This is a genomic window from Aurantimonas sp. NFXS3, assembly GCF_049132005.1.
Lineage (GTDB): Bacteria > Pseudomonadota > Alphaproteobacteria > Rhizobiales > Rhizobiaceae > Aurantimonas > Aurantimonas coralicida.
This window is the reverse complement of sequence record NZ_JAGDDZ010000004.1, coordinates 31700-50160: the sequence shown is the minus strand read 5'-3', so window position 1 is coordinate 50160 and position 18461 is coordinate 31700. Positions and strand designations below refer to the sequence as shown.

The 18461-nt window shown below is 69.6% G+C and carries 17 protein-coding genes; 9 read left to right on the top strand and 8 right to left on the bottom strand.

What is annotated here, in order from left to right:
* Positions 1 to 37: 37 nt before the first annotated feature.
* From J3367_RS12555 to J3367_RS12535, 5 genes are all read left to right on the top strand, one after another.
* On the top strand, positions 38 to 1258 hold the full coding sequence (locus J3367_RS12555) for an ROK family protein (RefSeq protein WP_024351652.1): 1221 nt from the start codon (positions 38 to 40) through the stop codon (positions 1256 to 1258).
* Positions 1258 to 2685, top strand: a complete 1428-nt coding sequence (locus tag J3367_RS12550) for a di-heme oxidoredictase family protein (RefSeq protein WP_029703519.1) — start codon at positions 1258 to 1260, stop codon at positions 2683 to 2685. The genes J3367_RS12555 and J3367_RS12550 overlap by 1 nt, the downstream gene beginning before the upstream one ends.
* Positions 2682 to 4415, top strand: coding sequence for an FG-GAP-like repeat-containing protein (locus J3367_RS12545; protein ID WP_024351654.1), 1734 nt, complete (start codon positions 2682 to 2684; stop codon positions 4413 to 4415). The genes J3367_RS12550 and J3367_RS12545 overlap by 4 nt, the downstream gene beginning before the upstream one ends.
* Before the next feature lie 159 nt (positions 4416 to 4574).
* Positions 4575 to 6491: a glucans biosynthesis glucosyltransferase MdoH gene (mdoH, locus tag J3367_RS12540; RefSeq protein WP_024351655.1), complete on the top strand. Its 1917-nt coding sequence runs from the start codon at positions 4575 to 4577 to the stop codon at positions 6489 to 6491.
* Complete coding sequence (locus J3367_RS12535) at positions 6491 to 7255, top strand: FkbM family methyltransferase (protein ID WP_024351656.1); 765 nt, start codon at positions 6491 to 6493, stop codon at positions 7253 to 7255. The genes mdoH and J3367_RS12535 overlap by 1 nt, the downstream gene beginning before the upstream one ends.
* A 22-nt stretch (positions 7256 to 7277) precedes the next feature.
* On the opposite strand, the gene ribA is transcribed toward J3367_RS12535, so the two are convergent.
* Positions 7278 to 8417: a GTP cyclohydrolase II RibA gene (ribA, locus tag J3367_RS12530; protein ID WP_024351657.1), complete on the bottom strand. Its 1140-nt coding sequence runs from the start codon at positions 8415 to 8417 to the stop codon at positions 7278 to 7280.
* A 404-nt stretch (positions 8418 to 8821) separates the two neighbouring features.
* Here ribA and J3367_RS12525 point away from each other — a divergent pair, with 404 nt between their 5' ends.
* The 4 genes from J3367_RS12525 to J3367_RS12510 are packed head-to-tail and all read left to right on the top strand — an operon-like array spanning position 8822 to position 11998.
* Positions 8822 to 9736 carry a zinc-dependent alcohol dehydrogenase gene (locus tag J3367_RS12525; protein ID WP_244495458.1) on the top strand — a complete coding sequence of 305 codons (915 nt, stop codon included), beginning with the start codon at positions 8822 to 8824 and terminating at the stop codon, positions 9734 to 9736.
* A gap of 35 nt (positions 9737 to 9771) precedes the next feature.
* Entirely contained in the window at positions 9772 to 10170 is a 399-nt protein-coding gene (locus J3367_RS12520) for a 6-pyruvoyl trahydropterin synthase family protein (RefSeq protein ID WP_024351659.1), read from the top strand.
* The gene (locus J3367_RS12515; RefSeq protein ID WP_024351660.1) at positions 10167 to 11213 is read left to right on the top strand and encodes a glycosyltransferase family 4 protein; all 1047 of its coding nucleotides are present in this window, start codon (positions 10167 to 10169) and stop codon (positions 11211 to 11213) included. The genes J3367_RS12520 and J3367_RS12515 overlap by 4 nt, the downstream gene beginning before the upstream one ends.
* A complete protein-coding gene (locus J3367_RS12510) occupies positions 11210 to 11998 on the top strand; it encodes a class I SAM-dependent methyltransferase (RefSeq protein ID WP_024351661.1) in 789 nt (262 codons plus the stop codon). The genes J3367_RS12515 and J3367_RS12510 overlap by 4 nt, the downstream gene beginning before the upstream one ends.
* Before the next feature lie 15 nt (positions 11999 to 12013).
* Here J3367_RS12510 and J3367_RS12505 read toward each other — a convergent pair whose 3' ends face one another.
* The 7 genes from J3367_RS12505 to J3367_RS12475 all read right to left on the bottom strand — a co-directional run bounded on the left by J3367_RS12505 (position 12014) and on the right by J3367_RS12475 (position 18425).
* The gene (locus J3367_RS12505) at positions 12014 to 12556 is read right to left on the bottom strand and encodes a cytochrome b (protein WP_009208151.1); all 543 of its coding nucleotides are present in this window, start codon (positions 12554 to 12556) and stop codon (positions 12014 to 12016) included.
* Positions 12557 to 12634: 78 nt separating this feature from the next.
* Positions 12635 to 13756, bottom strand: coding sequence for a molybdenum ABC transporter ATP-binding protein (gene modC, locus J3367_RS12500; protein ID WP_024351662.1), 1122 nt, complete (start codon positions 13754 to 13756; stop codon positions 12635 to 12637).
* Positions 13753 to 14424, bottom strand: coding sequence for a molybdate ABC transporter permease subunit (modB, locus tag J3367_RS12495; protein WP_024351663.1), 672 nt, complete (start codon positions 14422 to 14424; stop codon positions 13753 to 13755). The genes modC and modB overlap by 4 nt, the downstream gene beginning before the upstream one ends.
* A gap of 6 nt (positions 14425 to 14430) precedes the next feature.
* Positions 14431 to 15132, bottom strand: a complete 702-nt coding sequence (gene modA, locus J3367_RS12490; protein WP_306302721.1) for a molybdate ABC transporter substrate-binding protein — start codon at positions 15130 to 15132, stop codon at positions 14431 to 14433.
* A 116-nt stretch (positions 15133 to 15248) separates the two neighbouring features.
* Positions 15249 to 16214 (bottom strand): ribokinase, encoded by a 966-nt coding sequence (locus tag J3367_RS12485; RefSeq protein ID WP_024351665.1) that lies wholly within the window; start codon positions 16212 to 16214, stop codon positions 15249 to 15251.
* Positions 16215 to 16306: 92 nt separating this feature from the next.
* Positions 16307 to 16807: a cupin domain-containing protein gene (locus J3367_RS12480; RefSeq protein WP_024351666.1), complete on the bottom strand. Its 501-nt coding sequence runs from the start codon at positions 16805 to 16807 to the stop codon at positions 16307 to 16309.
* Between the two features lie 88 nt (positions 16808 to 16895).
* Positions 16896 to 18425: a fumarate hydratase gene (locus tag J3367_RS12475; RefSeq protein ID WP_024351667.1), complete on the bottom strand. Its 1530-nt coding sequence runs from the start codon at positions 18423 to 18425 to the stop codon at positions 16896 to 16898.
* Positions 18426 to 18461: the final 36 nt, after the last annotated feature.

The window sequence follows — 18461 nt, the reverse complement described above, 5'->3', positions numbered from 1 at the left end:
GGGCGGCCGTCCTAGGCCGGGGGAGGAACCAGGGATCATGCTCGCCAAGACCGATGCGGATGCCGTGCGCGTACACAATCGCCGCGCGGTCATCGACCATCTCAGACGCACCGGGATCGCCACCCGCAAGGCGATCAGTGCGGCCACCGGCCTGTCGGTGTCGGCGGCGTCCGCGATCACCACCGGCATGCTGCGCGCCGACCTCATCGTTGAGGTCGACGAGGACGAACGCGCCTCGCGCCGTGGTCGGCCCGGCAAGAGCCTCGGCCTGCAGGGGACGGCCGCCACCGTCGCCACCGCGAAGATCGCCGTCGGCGAATTGTCGGTGCGGCTGTGCGACTATCGCGGTGTGACCCTCGGTGCGGCCTCCTGCGAACGCGACATCGCCGATCTTGATCAGGACGGGCTGGTGAGGCTGCTGGTGGAGCTCCTGCGCGAGGCGGAGACGGCGAGCCCCGGTGCGCCGTCACCCCGGCAGATCGTTCTGGCGGTGCAGGGCAAGACCGACAGCAATGCCCGGCGCATCCTGTGGTCGCCGACGCTGAAGGCGCGCAATCTGGAAATCGCGGGCCCGCTGTCGACGCTGACCGGCGCCGAGGTCGGCGTCTTCAACGACTGCTCGCTGATGCCCGAGGCGTTCCGCTGGAAGCCCGATTTCGTCGGGCGCGACTTTGCCACCCTGTTCATCGGCTTCGGTGTCGGCATGGGGCTGCGGCTCGGGGGCAGCACCTTTCAGGGCCAACGCTCCTCGGCGGTGGAGTTCGGCCATATCAACCACATTCCCGGCGGCGCGCTCTGCCGCTGCGGCAATCGCGGCTGCGTGGAAGCCTATGCCGGCGACTATGCGATCTGGCGCCGCGCCTACGGGCGGACCGACGAAATCCCGACACGGCGGATTTCCGACGAGGACATGCACCGGCTGGCGGCGCTCGCCCGCTCCGGCGATGCCGCTGCGCTGGCAGCCTTCGAGGAGGCGGGCACGGCGATCGGCTACAGTCTCGGGCGCATGTTCACGCTGATCGACCCGCTGCCGATCGTGGTCACCGGCGCCGGGGCCCACGCCATGGACCTTCTGGAGCCGACGATCCGTGCCGGCATCGGCGACAGCGCCATCGACGGCGTCGGTGTCGACACGCCCTTCTCGCGGGTCGAGGATGTGGACGAGCTGGTGTTCGAGGCCGCCGCGGCCAAGGCACTGGCGGCCGTGGACGGCGAGTTCGCTGGCGCCGGCGGCGCCGAGACGAGGGAGGCGGCCTGATGCGACATCGTCCTGCGATCCTCGCGATGATCCTGCTCGGCTCGCTGGGCGGACCGCTCGCACCGGCGATGGCGGAGGAGCCCGCCTGGAGCGAGCGCACGATCCGCCAGAGGATCGATCCCGCGATGCTGGCCGGGCCCCTGTCCGCCGAGGCCCTCGCGGAGCTGACCGAACAGGGCCGCGCACTGTTTGCAGCGCGCTTCACCATTCTCGACGGGGCAGGGCGGCCGAATGCGACCCAGGCGATCGTGCCGACCCGCAGCCGGCGCCCGGCCGAGCACGCCTTCCAGCGCCTCGCCGGACCCGACGCCAATGCCTGCTCGTCCTGCCACAACGAACCGGTCGCCGGCGGCGCCGGTGGCTTCGTCGCCAATGCCTTCGTGTCGGAAGGCTTCGAGAGCGCCGAGTTCGACACGCTCGATCCGCAATTTTCCAACGAGCGCGGCACCAACCATCTGTTCGGCGCCGGGCTGATCGAGCTTCTGGCGCGCGAAATGACCGTCGATCTGACGGCGGCGCGGGCCGAGGCGCTGAAGGAGGCCCGCGCGAGCGGCATGGAAGTTCGTCGGACGTTGACGTCGAAGGGCGTCGATTTCGGACGGATCACCGCGCTGCCCGACGGATCGGTGGATCTCGGCGAACTCGACGGCGTCGACGACGATCTGGTGGTACGCCCCTTCACCCAGAAGGGGGTGATGACCTCGCTGCGCCAGTTCACCGTCAATGCGCTCAACCAGCATCACGGCATGCAGCCCGACGAGCGCTGGGGCACGCGCTGGACCGGCACGGCGGATTTCGATGGGGACGGGCACGATGACGAGCTCGGCGCCGGCGAGGTTTCGGCGCTGGTCGCCTGGCAGGCGACATTGCCGGCGCCGCGCGAGATCGCGCCAGAGGATCCTGCATGGCGCAAGGCCGCCGCACGGGGGCGCGACGTCTTTTCGGAACTCGGCTGCATGAGCTGCCATCGCCCGTCGCTGCCGCTGGACAGCCTTGCCTTCGCCGATCCCGGTCCGGTCGACACCGCCGGGACCCTGCGCACCGGCGATGTCGAGACGCCGGCCGTCTACGACCTTGCCCTGACCGAGTGGGCCCGGCACCTGCCGCGCGACGCCGAAGGGCGGGTGCTGGTGCCGCTGTTCGGCGATCTGAAGCGCCACCGCATTGCCGACACCCGCACCGCTGATCTCGGCAATGAGACGCTGGCCCAGCGCTTCGTCGAGCGCGACGTCTTCATGACCGCCGAGCTCTGGGGGCTGGCCGACACGGCGCCCTACGGCCATCGCGGCGACATGACCACGCTGGACGAGGTGATCCGCGCCCATGGCGGTGCGGCCAGCGAAAGTGCAGCGGGCTATGGCGATCTGACCGAAGCCGACCGCTCGGCCCTGATCGCCTGGCTGAAGACCTTGAGGATCACGCCATGACCGGCCACCAGACCCCGGCCCGCGGCGGCGGCTTCTGCATCATGGGGGCCGCCTTCGTGCTGCTGGCCTCGGCGGGCCTTGCCCATGCCGCGGGGCCCGCGGACACGCCTTTGCCATTTGCCGGCGACACGCCGCTCTTCCAGGAGGAGGCCAAGGCGGCCGGCATCGCACACAGCTATGGCGGGCCGTGGGAGTTCTTCGTCGGCGGCGGCGGTGCGGCTTTCGACTGCAATGGCGACCGCTTTCCCGACCTGTTTCTGGCGGGCGGCAAGGGCGAGGCCGGTTTCTACGCCAACCGATCGCAGGCGGGCGGGCGGCTGGCCTTCGAGAAGCTGGCGCAGGACATCGACCCGAGGGATCTCGCCAATGTGACCGGCGCCTATCCGCTGGATATCGATCAGGACGGCCACGAGGATCTGGTGCTGTTGCGGGTCGGTGCGAACCTGCTTCTGAAAGGCGGGCCGGAATGCCGCTTCGAGAAGGCGAATTTCGACTGGAAGTTCGATGGCGGACGGGCCTGGACCACCGCCTTCTCGGCCATCGTCGAGCCGGGGGCGACCTATCCGACACTGGCCTTCGGCAATTACGTCGATCGCGCCGCGCCAGGCTCGCCCTGGGGCACCTGCGCCGACAATGTGCTGCTGCGTCCCCGCGAAGGGGGCGACGGGCAGCCGGACTATTCCGAGCCGACGGCGCTCAGTCCCGGTTTCTGCGCCCTGTCGATGCTGTTCACCGACTGGAACCGCTCCGGCCAGCCATCGCTGCGGATCACCAATGACCGGCAATATTACCGCGGCGGCGAGGAGCAGCTCTGGCGGGTCGAGCCGGGCCGGGCACCGCGTCCCTATCGCAAGGCCGATGGCTGGCAGCATCTGACCATCTGGGGCATGGGCATCGCCGAGGGCGACGTGGATGGCGACGGCTATCCCGAATATGCCCTGACCTCGATGGGCGACACCAAACTGCAATTCCTCGACCGGGAGTTCGAGGACGCGCCGACCTATCGCGACGAGGCCTTCGAGCGGCGGGCGACGGCGCACCGCCCCTACACCGGTGATCAGGGCCGGCCCTCGACAGGCTGGCATGCGGGCTTTGCCGATTTCAACAACGACACGGCGCTCGATCTCTTCATCGCCAAGGGCAATGTCGAGGCGATGCCGGATTTTGCCGCCTACGATCCGGACAATCTCCTGATGGGCGGTTTCGACGGCCGCTTCACCGAGCGCGGCGAGGCGGCGGGACTGGCCCTGCCGACCAAGGGGCGCGGCGCCTTGCTCACCGACTTCAACCTCGACGGCGCCGAGGACATTCTGGTGGTCAATCGCGGCGGGCCGGCCAGCCTGTTCCGCAATCTCGGCGGCCGGAGCGATTTCGGCACGCGGCCTTTGGGCAATTTCCTGCAAGTCGCGCTCAGCCAGAAAGGCGGCAACCGCGCGGCGCTCGGGGCCAAGCTGTCGGTGAAGATCGGCACGGTCTCGCTCAACCGGACGATCCAGGTTGGCGGGGGCCACGCCTCGGGCACCTCCGGCTTCGTCCATCTGGGGCTCGGCACGGCCGAACGGGCGGAGATCCGCGTGCAATGGCCGGATGGCGAATGGAGCCATCCCTACCGGGTCTTCGCCAACAATTTCGTTTTGATCGAGCGCGACAAGCCAGCGGCGCGATACTGGTATCCCGATGCCGACCGGCCCGCCTTCTCGCCCGCGACCACCGCGGCAGCGCAGCGTTAGCTGCCTGTAAATCGCTGCGCCTGAGGCGATCGGACGCGGTTTCGTGATGCAACGGTCATCGAACGGTCGCGTTTTCCGCCCTTCATGCGGACGCCTTTGTGCGGCGCATGGCCCGCAAGGCTCTGGCCAAGACATTCATCGTCATTCGAGGTGCGAGACGTGCTGCGCGAACCCCAAGGCGGTGGCGACATCCGCAAGATGGTCGAGACCGACCGCGTGCCGGCGCCGGAAGCCGCGCTGCCGGTTATCGAGACAGTCGGCTGGCCGATTGCCCTGCGTCGCTGGTTTGTCGCCGCGCTGAATCTGGCGACGATCGTCGGGCTCGCCGCGGGCGTGACGCTGATCCTGTCGGGCGACGGGATCGATGCCCTCGAGGCCGTTATCTTGGCTGGTTTCGCGCTGGCGACGCCGTGGACGGTGCTGGGCTTCTGGAATGCGGTGATCGGTCTCGTCCTGCTGCATGGACCCGCCGACCCTTCGGCCAGCGTCTATCCGTTCTTCGAGGCCGGACCCGCGGGGCGTCCGGCGCGGCTGACCAGCCGCACCGCCATCGTCATGACCTTGCGCAACGAGGCGCCGGAGCCGAGCTTCGAGCGGCTGGAGGCCATGCGCCGCAGCCTCGCCAAGACCGGCCTTGCCGACCATTTCCGCTTCTTCATCCTCAGCGACACCGACGACGCCGAGATCGGGCAGCGTGAAGAGGTGGCTTTCGAGGGTTTCACGGCCATCTTCGCGCCGGGAAGCGAGCCGGTCTATCGCCGCCGCCGCGACAATGCCGGCTACAAGGCGGGCAACATCGCCGCGTTCCTCGCCGACGAGGGAGCGGAGTACGATTATTTCCTGCCGCTCGATTCCGACAGCGTCATGGCCGGCGACGTCATGGTGCGCATGGTGGCGGCGATGGAGCGGCATCCGCGGCTCGGCATCCTTCAGAGCCTCGTCGTCGGCATGCCGGCGAACAGCGGTTTTGCGCGGATTTTCCAGTTCGGCATGCGTCACGGCATGCGCTCCTTCACCATGGGCGCCGCCTGGTGGAACGCCGATTGCGGGCCCTATTGGGGGCACAATGCCGTCGTCCGCACGGCGGCGTTCCGGGCCCATTGCAAGTTGCCGGACCTGCCGGGGCGCCCGCCGCTCGGCGGTCCGGTGCTCAGCCACGACCAGCTCGAGGCGGCGTTCATGCGCCGCGCCGGCTACGAGGTCCGGGTGATCCCGGTCGAGACCCGCAGCTACGAGACCAATCCGCCGACCCTGCCGGACTTCGCCAAGCGCGACCTGCGCTGGTGCCAAGGCAATATGCAGTACTGGCGGTTCCTGTTCACGCCCGGCCTTGCGCCGCTCAGCCGCTTCCAGATCCTGCAGGCGATCCTGATGTACATGGCGCCGCCGGCCTGGCTGGCGATGACCATCGCGGCCTGTGCCAAGGCCGTGACCGGGACCTTCGACGCCCGCTACGTGGAACTGGGTCTGGCCTTGTTCGCGGTGATCTTCTTCCTGAGCATCTCGCCCAAACTGGCCGGGGCGCTCGACGTGGTTCTGACCCGCGGCGCCGTGCGCTCCTATGGCGGGCCGCTGCGCTTCGCCGTCTCGACCCTTGTCGAGATCCTGATGTCCATGCTGATGGCGCCGGTCGTCGCGGTCTATGTGACGATCTTCTTGGCTGGACTGCCCTTCGGGCGCTCGGTGACCTGGAGTGGCCAGAACCGCGACGTGCTGGGCGTCGGATGGGGGTCGGCGACCCGGGCGATGTGGCCGCAGACCCTGTTCGGCGGTGTGATGGCGGTCACGCTGTTCGCCGCCGCACCGCTGGCGCTGGTCTGGTCGCTGCCCTTCGTTGCCGGCCTCCTCGTGGCGATCCCCTTCACCGTCGTCACCGCCATGCCGGTCCTCGGCCGCGTCCTGTCGCGCGCGGGCCTGTTTGCCGTGCCGGAGGAATCCGCCCTGCCGATGGTCCTGAAGGATCTGGTGCCGGCGACCGCGCGGCGCTGGCGGCGTCCCGTCGCCGGCGAAGCTGTCCGCAACGCCTATGCCGCGCCGGTGCCGATCCGGATCGATGCGGACATCGGCCGCCGCTGATGGGCGCACGGAGCGTCGGCAGCTTCCGGGGCTGGTCGGGCATCCTGCGCAGCCTCGCCATCTATCACGGCGACCGCCGGCATCTGCGCAGCCTTGCAGCCTTCTATGGCGGTCTGGTCCGGCCGGGCGATCTGGTCTTCGACATCGGTGCCCATGTCGGCGACAGGACCCGTGTCCTGCACGGTCTCAGCGCGCGGGTGGTGGCGGTCGAGCCCCAGCCCCGTCTTGCCGCGCTGCTGCGGCTGGTCTTCGGTTGGCGCCGCCGCATCGACATCGTGCAGGCGGCCGTTTCCGATGCGCCGGGCGAGATCCGGCTGCATGTGAACAGCGCCAATCCGACCGTCACCACGGGGTCTGACGCGCTGGTCGCGGCCGCCGCAAGCGGGACCGGCTGGCGCGATCAGGTGTGGGACGGGGCGGTCACCGTGCCGGCGGTGACGCTCGACGATCTGATCGCCGCCCATGGCCGGCCGGCCTTCATCAAGATCGACGTGGAGGGGCTGGAGGACCGGGTGCTTGCCGGGCTGAGCGCCCCGGTGCCGATCCTCTCCTTCGAGTTCACGACCTTGCAGCGGGACGTCGCGCTGGCCGCGCTGTCCCGGGCGCGCGCGCTGGGCTATCACCGGTTTCGTCTCTCGCTGGGCGAAAGCCATGCCTGGGAAACGTCGGCGGGCGACACCGCCGAGGCGATGGCTGAGCATCTGTCACGCCTGCCGGAGGCCGCGAATTCCGGCGACGTCTACTGCTTCCTCGATCCCGCCTGACGCGGCGCAATCGACCCTGCGGTCAGCCGCCGAACAGGCGATCGACGGCCAGGAGATGGCCGCCGCGTTCGGCCTTGGTGCGCAGATAGCGGCGGTTCTCGACCGTCACCGTCCCCGTGACCGGGGTGCGATCCACCACGTCGATGCCGCAGGCCTTCAGATAGGCCACCTTGAGCGGGTTGTTGGTCAGAAGGTCGATGCGCTTGATGTCGAGACCGTCGAGCATGGCGGCGGCGGTCTCGTAGCGGCGTTCGTCGGCCCCGAAGCCCAGCTCCGCATCGGCGTCGATCGTGTCGAGGCCTTCGGCCTGCAGGCCATAGGCGCGCATCTTGGACGCGATGCCGGTGCCGCGCCCTTCCTGGTCGAGATACAGCAGCACGCCGCCGCCGCGCGCTTCCAGCGTCTTCAGGCCGTTGCGCAGCTGGTCGCCGCAATCGCATTTCAGCGACCCGAAGAGATCGCCTGTGATGCAGGAGGAGTGGACCCGCACCGGCACAGGAAAGGCGCGGTCCGGCTGGCCGACCACGATGGCGATCTGGTCGCGCTGGGCAAAGCCGCCGCGGAACACGACGAAGCGTGCCTCCTTGATTCCCGCCAGCGGTACGGCCGTCTCGGCCACCACCTCGAAACGGCGGGACGTCGCGGCCAGCGCCACGGCGATGTCGCCGACCCCGATGGTCGCGCAGTCGGCGAAGATCGGATCGTCGGCGGCGATCGACGCGCAGACGATGGCCGGCAGCAGCAGCGCCAGACGGGCGACGCCGGCAGCCTCGCCGGCCAGGGGGCTGGCCGGTTGCCAGCCTTCGGGCGGAACAGCGCCGCGCAGATAGCCCAGGTGACAGGCGGTGTCGAAGTCCATGCCATCGATGCCGATCATGGCGCCATCCGGGGCGTCGATGGCAAGGACGCTGGCGCGCTGCGGGGTCAGATAGAGCTGCAGACGGCCGCTTAGCATGTCGGAGAGGTCGCGGAAGCCGGTGGGGGTCGCGGTGTCCAGCGTCAGCGCGACCAGTGCCGCCCCGTCTTCGCCGACGATCCGGATCGGTCGCCCGAAGCGCAATTCCGCGGCGGCGCGCTCGCAGCGGATTGCCGCATCGGGACCGAAGGACGCCAGCGACACCTGTGCCGGGTCGGCTGCTGACGCGTTGGTGTGGATGGTCATCCTACCCGCCCGTTCTGGCCCCTTCGCGGACCGTTCGCGTTGCTTCGACCGGAACCCGATCGCTGGCACCCTATGTCGGGTCGATGGGGAAAATCCCCAGCGCCCGATATGGGATAGATCGTCACCCCTTGCGAAACGGCCGAGCCGTCGCAGTCCTGTTGACCCGATCACATGGGGATTTAGTTCCTCTCTCCAGATTCACCAGTCCCGCTGACGCCGCGCGGCCTCGGCTGCGAATTCAGCCACTTGCGCGACAACCCGGCCCGTCGAGGCCGGTGTGCGCAGCGCGGGGACGCCGACATCGCTGCTGCCGGCGAGCCACGATCGATCGAAAGGCGACTGTGCCCATGACGACCATATGTCGCGCTCTCTGGCTCGAAGGGCCGGATCGACCGGATTTGCGCGTGGAAGAACTCGGCGGGCTCGCCGTGGGATCGGTGGAGATCGCCAGCCGGTTCGGGGCGATCAGCCGCGGCACCGAGGCGCTGGTGGCGGCGGGACACGTGCCGGAGAGCGAGCATGAGCGGATGCGCGCGCCGCTTCAGGCGGGGGATTTCCCGTTTCCGGTGAAATACGGCTATTCGACCGTCGGCGAGATCGTTGCCGGCCCGCCCGAACGGCTCGGCCAGACGGTCTTCTGCCTGCATCCGCATCAGGACCGCTTTCAGGCGCCCGCCGCGATGGCCGTTCCGGTTCCGGACGACGTGCCGGCGGAACGGGCGGTGCTCGCCGCCAACATGGAAACCGCGCTCAACGTGGTCTGGGACGCAGAGATCGCGCCCGGTGACCGGGTCGCCATCGTCGGCGGCGGCCTCATCGGCCTGCTGGTCGCCTGGCTGGCCGCCCGCATTCCCGGCACCGACACCTGCCTCGTCGATCTGAACCCCGAGCGGGCCGCCATCGCGCAGATGCTTGGCTGCGGCTTCGCCTCTCCGGCAGAGGCGCCGGCCGATTGCGACGTGGTCGTCCATGCCTCCGCCAGCACGGCAGGGCTTGCGACCGCCATCGAAGCGGCGGGCTTCGAGGCGCGCATCGTCGAATTGAGCTGGTATGGCGACCGCCCGGTCAGCGTGCCTCTGGGCGGAGCGTTCCACAGTCGCCGCCTGCAGATCGTCGCCTCGCAGGTCGGCCATGTACCGCCCGAGCGCCGGGCCCGGTGGAGCCTCGGCCGCCGGATGGCCACGGCCCTGGCCCTGCTCGCCGATCCGCGCCTCGACGGTCTCGTCTCCGGCGAAACCCGCTTCACTGAGCTGCCCGAGCGCTATGGCGGCATTCTCGCCGACCCGGCGACACTGTGCCACCGCATCCGCTACGACTGACCTTCCATCTAACCGCTTCCCGAAAGGACCTGCCCATGTTCGCCGTCGAAGTCCGCGACCACATGATGATCGCCCACAGCCTGCTGCGTCCGGTCTTCGGGCCGGCGCAGGGCATGCACGGCGCGACCTTCGTCGTCGACGCGGCATTCTTCACCGACAGCCTCGACGCGGATGGCCTCGCCATCGATATCGGCCTGGCGACCGAGATCCTCGCCGGCGTGGTCAAGCCGCTGAACTACCAGAACCTCGACGAACTCGAGATCTTCGCCGGCAAGGTGACGACGACGGAATTCCTGGCCAAGCATCTCTTCGACGCGATCGCTGAGAAGATCGCCGCCGGGGAACTCGGCGACGGCGGGGCCCGGGTGAAGCGCCTGAAGATCCAGCTGCACGAATCCCACGTGGCGCGCGCCTGGTACGAGGCCGATCTTTGATCGGAACGCTGTATTTCGCGATTCCGGGCAATCTGGCGACGCGCAGCGGCGGCTATGGCTATGACCGGCGGATGATCGCCGAACTCGGCGCCCTCGGCTGGCAGATCGAACATCTGCGGCTGCCGGACGGGTTTCCGCAGCCGGACGCCGCGGTCCTCGCCGGGACGGCGCGCCTCCTGGCCGGACTGCCGGACGGGGCGCTGGTGTTGGTCGACGGGCTGGCCTTCGGGGCGATGCCGGAGATCGCCGCAGCCGAGGCTGGACGCCTGCGTCTCGTGGCGCTGATCCATCATCCGCTGGCGCTGGAAACCGGGCTCGATCCCGCAACGGCCGCTAGATTGGCGGCGAGCGAGCGGCGCGCCCTCGGTTTCGCGCGGGAGGTGGTGACGACCAGCCCGACCACGGCGCGGGAGCTCGTCGCCAACTTTGCCGTCGCCGACGACCGGCTCTCCGTCGTGGTGCCCGGCACCGAGGCGGCCGCGCGGGCGCAAGGCAGCGGCGACAATCCGACGATCCTGTCGGTTGGCAGCCTGATTGCCCGCAAGGACCATGCGACCCTGGTGGATGCGCTGGCCGGCATCCGCGATCTCGACTGGCACTGCCGGATCGTCGGCGACGAGACTGCCGATCCGGCGACGGCCGAGGCCTTGATGGCACAGATCGCCGAGCTGGTGCTTGGCGACCGCATCACCCTGTGCGGCGCAAGCGACGCGATCGACCGTGAGTATGCCGCGGCCGACATCTTCGCTTTGGCCAGCCGCTACGAGGGCTATGGCATGGTGTTCGCCGAGGCGCTGGCGCACGGCTTGCCGATCGTCGGCTGTGCGGGCGGGGCGGTGCCCGAGGTCGTGCCGGAGACGGCCGGCGTGCTGGTGCCGCCGGGCGATGTCGCCGGCATCGCCGACGCGCTGCGCCTGCTCTTGAGCGGGCCGGAGCGGCGGCGCGCGATGGGCGACGCGGCCTATGCGGCGGGACAGAAGCTGCCGTCATGGCGCGAGAGCGCCGGGACACTTTCACACGTTCTGACAAAGGCCATGGCATGAGCGGCTTCGACACCAACTGGCTCGATCTTCGCGAGCCCGCCGACGGGGCGGCGCGGGACACGGGCCTGCTGCAGGGCGCCGTCGCCTGGCTGGAGGGTGCCGGCGACGCCCCGCTCGCCGTCGATCTCGGCTGTGGCACCGGATCGACCTTGCGCGCCGTGTCGCCCCACGCGCCACGCCTGCGCTGGCGGCTGGTGGACATCGATGCGGCGCTCCTGGCCGAGGCCGGGCGGCGGCTTGCGGCGACGCAGAATGTCGAGACCGTGCAGGCCGATCTGACCGATCTCGATGCCCTCGACCTGTCCGGCGTCCGGCTGGTCACGGCGTCCGCTTTGTTCGATCTTGCCTCGCGCGATTTCGTCGAGCGGCTGGCCGACCGGCTCGTTGCCGAAGGGGCCGGCCTCTATGCCGCGCTCAGCTATGACGGTAGCGTCGCCTGGAGCGAGGAACATCGCCTCGATGCGGCGGTGGTGGCGGCGTTCAACCGCCATCAGCGCGGCGACAAGGGGCTGGGCACGGCGCTCGGACCGGATGCGGGACCGGCCCTTGCCGATGCCTTCGCGGCGCGTGGATACGCCGTGCGCACGGCGTCCTCGCCATGGCGTCTCGGCGCGGATGAGGCGCCGCTGCGGCGGCTCTTCGATGCCGGCATGGCGAATGCGGTGGCGGAAACCGGCACGATCGCGACGCCCGATCTTGCCGACTGGCGGCAGATGCGGATGGAGAATGCCGGGCGCGGCACCTGCCGCGTCGGCCATCTCGACGTGCTGGCCCTGCCGCGCTAGCGCAGGCCTCGCCAGTCAGATCATCCGGTGCAAGGTCGCGTCGCGGCGCAGGATGTGGTGGTGCAGGACGCCGCCCATATGCAGCACGAACAAAGCGAGGATCGACCAGGCCAGGATTTCGTGCACCTGCATCAGGATCGGGGCGAGATCGTCTGATTTGCCGACCGGGCTCCAGACCGTGCCGAGGCCGAACCAGTCGAGCGGGAAGCCGAAGGCATTGGTGGCAAGGAAGCCGACGATCGGCTGGACGATCAGGACGACATAGAGAAGGCCGTGGACGAGATTGGCGATGCGCGCCTGCCAGACCGGCATCGGCGGATGCGGCGGCGGCGGGTAGAGCAGCCGCAGGGCCATGCGCGCCAGCATCAGCCAGAGGATCAGGAAGCCGAGCGACTCGTGGAAGAAGTAGAAGCCGGTCTTGGCGTCGTCCTTGACCACGCTGATCACCGCGCCGAGCGGCCAGACCGCCAGGACGAGAACCGCGACGGCCCAGTGCATCAGCCGCGAGGCGACCGGATAGGCGAGGGGGTGAGATGCGATCCTGTCCTGCATAGTCATTCTGGCTCGACCTCCGGCTCGGGACCCTACCCTAGGTCAGGTCGGTGACTTTCAGAAGTCCGACAGGCCGGCGCGCCGTCAGCCGCCGATTGCCCGGGCGGTGGCGAGAGAGACCGACTTGATCTGCGCGAAGACGCTGTCGCCGGGCGTCAGCGACAGGCGGCGCGCCGAGCGGCGGGTCACCTTGGCGACGAAGCTCAACTGTTCGGCCCCCTCCAGCGCCAGGAAGACCGCATAATCGGCGGCATTGGCCGGTTCGATCGCAAGGATGCGCACCTTCAGCGTATTGGAGATGGTCGACAGGGTCGGGATCTCCCGCGACAGGCTGACGTCGCGGGCCTCGATGCGCAGGCGCCGCGCCGCGCCGACATCGTGCGGGCCGCTGCCGTCGACGAAGACCGGCTGGCCGCCGAGGTCGAGTTCGGTGAGGGCGTCTTCGGCGTGGTGGGCGACGACGCGGGCCGGCAGCACTGCCGCCGCATGGGGATCGCGCACGAAGCCGAGGCCGGAATCGGTGAGCGCCGCATTGAGCGCGCCGGCGGCCCGGACCCGGCCCTTCTCGATCACGACGATCCGGTCGGCCAGCCGTTCCACCTCGGCGATGTCGTGGCTGACATAGAGGACGGGGATGGCGAGTTCGGACTGCAGCGCCTCGAAATAGGGGAGAATCTCGTCCTTGGCGAAGCGGTCGAGGGCCGAGAGTGGCTCGTCCATCAACAGCAGCTTCGGGCGGGACAGGATGGCGCGGCCAAGCGCGACCCGCTGGCGTTCGCCGCCCGACAGGCCGGCCGGCGCGCGGGCAAGCAACGGTGCCAGCCCGAGAAGCTCGACGATCTCGGCGTGGTGGGTGGCATCGACGCCGCCGGGGCTGCGGCGGGCGCCATAGACGAGGTTCTTCGCCACGGTGAGATGCGGAAACAGGCTGGCTTCCTGGAAGACATAGCCGACGGCCCGCCGGTGGGGCGGGCGAAAGCTCGCGGCGTCCTGCCAGATCTCGTCGCCGACGGTTACGCGGCCGTCGAAGGCGGCGAGCCCGGCGACGCCGCGCAGCACCGAGGTCTTGCCGGAGCCGGAGGGGCCGAACAGTGCCGTCACGCCACTCGCCGGCGCCGCGAAGGCGATGTCGAGCGCGAAGGCGCCGAGACGTCCCGCCAGGGCGACGGAGAGGCCGGCCGGCCCGGTTTCGGCCTCGGCGCTCATGGCTGGGGCTGGCCGATGCGGCGGCCGAACAGGGTCATCGCCAGGATGACGAGGAAGGAGAAGACCAGCATGCCGCCGGCGAGGATATGAGCCTCGGCCCAGCGCAGGGTCTCGACATAGTCGTAGATCGCCACCGACAGCACCTTGGTCTCGCCGGGGATGCTCCCGCCGATCATCAGGACGACGCCGAACTCGCCGACCGTGTGGGCAAAGCCCAGCACTGCGCCGGTGAGAAAGCCGGGCAGCGCCAGGGGCAGGGCGATGGTCCTGAAACGATCAAGCGGCGAGGCCCGGAGAGTGGCTGCGACCTCCAGCGGCCGGTCGCCGATCGCCTCGAAGGCGTTGCGGATCGGCTGGACGACGAAGGGCATGGAATAGATCACCGATCCGATCACCAGCCCCTCGAAGCTGAAGGCGAGGGTGCGCAGCCCGAGGAGGCCGCCGAGCCCCTCCGGCCCCAGCGCGATCAGCAGATAGAAGCCGAGGACGGTCGGCGGCAGCACAAGCGGCAGGGCGACCAGGGTGCCGACGATTTCCTTCCACCGCGCTGTCGAGCGCGCCAGCCACCAGGCCAGCGGCGTGCCGAGGAAAAGCAGGATCACAGTCGTTGCCGCGGCGAGCTGGATGGTCAGGAGGATCGGGGTCCAGATGTCGCCGCCATCGAACATCAGCCGTCAGGCTCCGGTCTCGTAGCCGTAGCGGCGGATGATGGCGCCCGCTTCCGGGCTCTTCAGGAAGTCCAGAAATGCGCTGGCCGCGGCGCTGTCGCGCCCGGTCTGAAGGAGTACGGCATCCTGGTCGATCGGGGCATGCAGGTCTGCCGGAACCTGCCAGTGCGAACCGTCTGGCTTGCCGGCGACCTGCGCCAGCGCGACAAGCCCGAGCTCGGCATTGCCGGTCGCGACGAACTGGTAGGCCTGGGCGATGCTGGTGCCCTGCACGAGCTTTGGCCGAACCGCCTCGTAAACCCCGAGCGCCTGCAGCACCGCCACGGCCGCCGCGCCATAGGGAGCGGTGGCGGGGTTGGCGATGGCCAGCCGGTCGAAGGCGCCCTTGGTCAGCGTGGTCTCGCCCGTCACGCGGGACGGCTCGGTGCTGTAGAGGACGAGGCGGCCGGTGGCGTAGGTGAAGCGGCTGCCGGCGACGGCGAGTCCCACGGCGATCGCTTTTTCCGGTCGCTCGGCATCGGCCGCCAGGAACACCTCATAGGGCGCACCCTGGGAGATCTGGGTATAGAGCGTGCCGGTCGAGCCGAAGCTGAGTTCGGCGGTATCGCCGGTCGCGGCCGTGAAGGCGGCGGCGATCTCCTGCGCGGCCTCGGTGAAATTCGCGGCCACGGCCACCCGCGTCGAGGCCGCAAAAGCTGGCGACAGCATGGCGGACATCGCGACGAGGATCGCCGAGATGCCGATGATGCGGCGCCTTGCCGTCGGGGTCTGGCGGATAGGGCCGTTTGCCGGGCAGGTCGGCGGCCGCCCGTGGCTGTGCGGTTCTATGGCTTGAGCTCCGCCAGTGCGCGCTCGACCTCCGCCGCGGTCGGCATGGCCGACTGGGCGCCGAGCTTGCGGCAGGCGAGGGAGGCGGCGATTGCGGCGCGTTCGGCGGCGTCGTCCGGCGCGCGCCCTTCGGACAGGCCCACGGCGAAGACGCCGACAAAGGTGTCGCCGGCGCCGGTGGTGTCGACGATCTCGACGCTCATTGCCGGGATGGAGCGCACCGGCCGGTTCCGGTCGGCGATGATCAGGCCACGCGACCCACGTGTGGCGATGACGGCGAGGTCCAGGCGTTCGGACAGGGTGCGCGCCCGCTCGGAGGCGTTGCCGCTCTCGACCGCGCAGATCGTGGCGGCCGCGCGCAATTCGCTCTCGTTGACGACCAGCACGTCGGCCAGTTCCATGAGCTGCAGCATGCCTGCCTCGTCGAGATCCGGCGGCACGGGGGCAAGATTGACCACCGTGCGGGCGCCGGCATCCCGCGCGGCCCTTGCCGCCGCAACGCATTCAGCCAGCGGGATCTCCATCTGCAGGACGAGGATGCTCTGCGGGCCCAGCCGGCCGGGCGCCAGCGCCCCGGCGGTCACGCAGCCATTGGCGCCGCTGGCGACGGTGATGGCGTTCTCGCCCGCCGCGTCGATCGAGATGAAGGCGCAGCCGGTGCGCTCGGGTGCGGTCTGCAGCCCGCCGACATCGATGCCCTCGCCGCGCAGATTGTCGGCCACCGCCTGGCCGAGAACGTCGTCGCCCACCGCGCCGACCATGGCGACCCTGTTGCCGCCGCCGATCATGCGCGATGCCGCGACCGCCTGGTTGGCGCCCTTGCCGCCGAACAGCTGCTCGTAACGCGGCGCCAGCACGGTCTCACCGGGCCGGGCGATGCTCGCTACCCGGCAGACGAGATCGACATTCAGCGAGCCGAAGACCAGGACGTCGGCCGGCGTCGTCTCGTCAGTGTCGGCCATCAATGGGTCTCCTCTGCGGGGGCTTGGGCTGCCGGTCTGCGGCAATGCCAGCCGTCATCTGATCGCGCTTGTCGCCGATCCGCGGCACCGGCTCAAGACGCGTTACTGTCGGCGTCGGGATGGCTGTGGATCGGATCGACCCAATAGACTTCCTCGGGACGCTCGACCGGCTCGACATCGGTGATGTTGACCACCACCGCCTCGTTGTCGGAGCGCACCAGGACGCATTCGAGCGGCGCGTCGGGATCGGCGTTGATCTCCTGATGCGGCACATAGGGCGGCACGAAGATGAAGTCGCCGGCCTCGGCCTCGGCGACATATTCCAGCCGCTCGCCCCAGCGCATCCGGGCCTTGCCGCGCAGGACGAAGATGACGCTTTCCAGCGCGCCGTGGTGATGGACGCCGGTCTTGGCGTCCGGCTCGATGGTCACCGTGCCGGCCCAGATCTTCTGTGCCCCGACGCGGGCATGGTTGATCGCCGCCTGGCGGAACATGCCGGGCGTCTGCGCCGTGTTGGAATCCAGCCGGTCGCCCTTGATGACGCGCACGCCGTCGTGCTTCCAGCGCGGCTCGTCGGTCGGTGCGTCACTCATACGGCGGTCTCCTCATCCCTGTCCGCGCGACGTTATCGCCAGTTCGGCCAGGGCTGCAATCGCCATTGCGTGAACGCGAGCGCGCGGATCAGGCGGAGACCGGCGCACCGCCGACGCGGATCTGCGGGCGGCGCCATTCGGCCGGGCCCGTTGTGTGGACCGAGGTGCCGGTCGCGTCGACCGCGACGGTGACCGGCATGTCCTCGACGGTGAATTCGCGGATCGCCTCCATGCCGAGATCCTCGAAGGCGACGAGCCGGGACGAGCGGATGGCCTTGGACACCAGATAGGCCGCGCCGCCGACGGCGATGAGATAGGCGGCGCCGTGCCGGCGGATGGCGTCGATGGCGGCGGGACCGCGCTCGGCCTTGCCGATCATCACCAGAAGCCCCGTCGCGGCGAGGATCTGGTCCGTGAACGGGTCCATACGGGTGGAAGTGGTGGGGCCGGCCGGGCCCACCACCTCGTCGCCGATCGGATCGACCGGGCCGACATAGTAGATGGCCCGACCCCTCAGATCGACCGGCAGCGGCTCGCCGCGGTCCAGCATCGCCGCCATGCGCTTGTGGGCGGCGTCGCGGCCGGTCAGGAGCCGGCCCGACAGGAGCAGCGTCTCTCCCGCCTTCCAGCCTGCCACTTCTTGCGGGGTAATCCGGTCGAGATCGACGCGGCGGGTCTCGGCGGCACCGGCCAGCGCGATCTGCGGCCACAGATCGATGGACGGCGGGACAAAGGTCGCCGGCCCGGACCCGTCGAGGACGAAGCTCATATGCCGGTCGGCGACGCATTGCGGGATCAGCCCGACCGGCTTGGAGGCGGCATGGGTCGGATGGGTGGCGATCTTGACGTCGAGCACCGTGGTCAGGCCGCCGAGGCCCTGGGCGCCGATGCCGAGGGCGTTCACCGCCTCGTAGATCTCGATCCGCAACTCCTCGAGCATCGAGGCGGGCCCGCGGGCCAGAAGATCGGTCATGTCGATCGGGGCGAGCAGCGATTCCTTGGCGAGGATCATCGCTTTTTCGGCCGTGCCGCCGACGCCGATGCCGAGTAGGCCCGGCGGGCACCAGCCGGCCCCGAGCCCTTCGACCGTTTCCAGCACCCAGTCGACGATCGAGGCGCCGGGATTGAGCGCGGCGAAGCGCGCCTTGTTCTCCGAACCGCCGCCCTTGGCCGCGACGGTGACCTTCACGCTGTCCCCGCAGACCATCTCGACATGAGTGACGGCCGGCGCATTGTTGCCGGTGTTGCGGCGCTCGAAGATCGGATCGGCGACGATCGAGGCGCGCAGCGGATTGGCGGGGTCGGTGTAGGCGCGGGCGACGGCCTCGTTGACGAGCTCGGCCAGCGGACGGCGACTGTCGATCCGCGCCTGCATGCCGATCTTGACGAAGACGTTGACGGTGCCGGTGTCCTGGCACATCGGCCGCTTGCCGAGCGCCGACATGCGGGAATTGACCAGGATCTGCGCCATGGCGTTGCGCGCGGTCGGGCTTTCTTCGCGCTCATGGGCCCGGGCGAGATGGGCGACGAAGTCCGGCGGATGATAGACCGAGATGTATTGCAGCGCGTCGGCGACGGAGCGGATGAAGTCGGCTTCGGCAATCGGCGCTGCGTGCATGTCGGTTCTCTCCCGGCCGGTCCCCGCCCATACCCG

What these genes read in the sequence shown, in the direction of transcription:
- J3367_RS12475 (WP_024351667.1), bottom strand. Translation starts at nt 18,425, where the DNA reads ATGCACGCAGCGCCGATTGCCGAAGCCGACTTCATCCGCTCCGTCGCC.
- modC (WP_024351662.1), bottom strand. Translation starts at nt 13,756, where the DNA reads ATGAGCGCCGAGGCCGAAACCGGGCCGGCCGGCCTCTCCGTCGCCCTG.
- J3367_RS12545 (WP_024351654.1), top strand. Translation starts at nt 2,682, where the DNA reads ATGACCGGCCACCAGACCCCGGCCCGCGGCGGCGGCTTCTGCATCATG.
- ribA (WP_024351657.1), bottom strand. Translation starts at nt 8,417, where the DNA reads ATGACCATCCACACCAACGCGTCAGCAGCCGACCCGGCACAGGTGTCG.
- modB (WP_024351663.1), bottom strand. Translation starts at nt 14,424, where the DNA reads ATGTTCGATGGCGGCGACATCTGGACCCCGATCCTCCTGACCATCCAG.
- J3367_RS12535 (WP_024351656.1), top strand. Translation starts at nt 6,491, where the DNA reads ATGGGCGCACGGAGCGTCGGCAGCTTCCGGGGCTGGTCGGGCATCCTG.
- modA (WP_306302721.1), bottom strand. Translation starts at nt 15,132, where the DNA reads ATGCTGTCGCCAGCTTTTGCGGCCTCGACGCGGGTGGCCGTGGCCGCG.
- J3367_RS12510 (WP_024351661.1), top strand. Translation starts at nt 11,210, where the DNA reads ATGAGCGGCTTCGACACCAACTGGCTCGATCTTCGCGAGCCCGCCGAC.
- J3367_RS12485 (WP_024351665.1), bottom strand. Translation starts at nt 16,214, where the DNA reads ATGGCCGACACTGACGAGACGACGCCGGCCGACGTCCTGGTCTTCGGC.
- J3367_RS12505 (WP_009208151.1), bottom strand. Translation starts at nt 12,556, where the DNA reads ATGACTATGCAGGACAGGATCGCATCTCACCCCCTCGCCTATCCGGTC.
- J3367_RS12555 (WP_024351652.1), top strand. Translation starts at nt 38, where the DNA reads ATGCTCGCCAAGACCGATGCGGATGCCGTGCGCGTACACAATCGCCGC.
- J3367_RS12520 (WP_024351659.1), top strand. Translation starts at nt 9,772, where the DNA reads ATGTTCGCCGTCGAAGTCCGCGACCACATGATGATCGCCCACAGCCTG.
- J3367_RS12550 (WP_029703519.1), top strand. Translation starts at nt 1,258, where the DNA reads ATGCGACATCGTCCTGCGATCCTCGCGATGATCCTGCTCGGCTCGCTG.
- J3367_RS12480 (WP_024351666.1), bottom strand. Translation starts at nt 16,807, where the DNA reads ATGAGTGACGCACCGACCGACGAGCCGCGCTGGAAGCACGACGGCGTG.